The sequence below is a fragment of the Pseudomonas nabeulensis genome, assembly GCF_004682045.1.
In the GTDB taxonomy this organism is placed as follows: Bacteria; Pseudomonadota; Gammaproteobacteria; order Pseudomonadales; family Pseudomonadaceae; genus Aquipseudomonas; species Aquipseudomonas nabeulensis.
Map to the genome: position 1 here is coordinate 1 of NZ_QUZT01000148.1, position 656 is coordinate 656.

1 protein-coding gene is annotated in these 656 nt (G+C 57.6%); it reads left to right on the forward strand.

Annotation, left to right across the window (positions count from 1 at the left end):
* The coding region (locus DYL61_RS31190) for a hypothetical protein (RefSeq protein WP_167498023.1) at positions 1–656 on the forward strand (656 nt) is incomplete at both ends.

The window sequence follows — 656 nt, forward strand, 5'->3', positions numbered from 1 at the left end:
GAATGTGCAGGTGCAAGCGGCGACAGTGCGCAACGAAGGGAAGATTGTCAGCGGGATTCAGGACGATAAACGCATCGCTGGCAAGCAACTAAAAATCTCCGCCGAGCGTTTGGATAACCAGGGCGAGCTTAATGCCAGTGGCCACTTGGCGGTTCAGGCCAGCGCTGTCGAGAACACCGGAAAAATCGCCGCCAACAGCGCCAAGCTTGAAGCCAAGCAACAGGTCAAAAACAGCGGCCAAATCGTCACGGCGCAGACGCTGACGGTTGCCACACAACAGCTCGATAACAGCGGCACACTGCACACCGAAAGCGATTTGAGGGTGGTTGCTGAAAGCGTCGACAACCGCGGCAAGATCGTTGCCGCAGAAGAACTGAACATTGCAGCCAGCGACCTGAACAACAGCGGCGAAATGCTCATCGACGGTCATCTGCACCTGCATGTGGATGGCGACCTGAAAAACACGGGTCTGATCGCGGCCAAGGGTGACGCGGATATCAGCGCAGGCACGCTCACTCAGGACGGTGGCCAGATACTCAGCGGCCAGGATATCCAGCTGCGCATCCGCGATGTTCTACATAACCTCGGCGTGCTCAGCGCAGCACGGCATATGCGAATCAGCGCGGCTCAGCTCAATAACGATGGCAGCCTCGGTT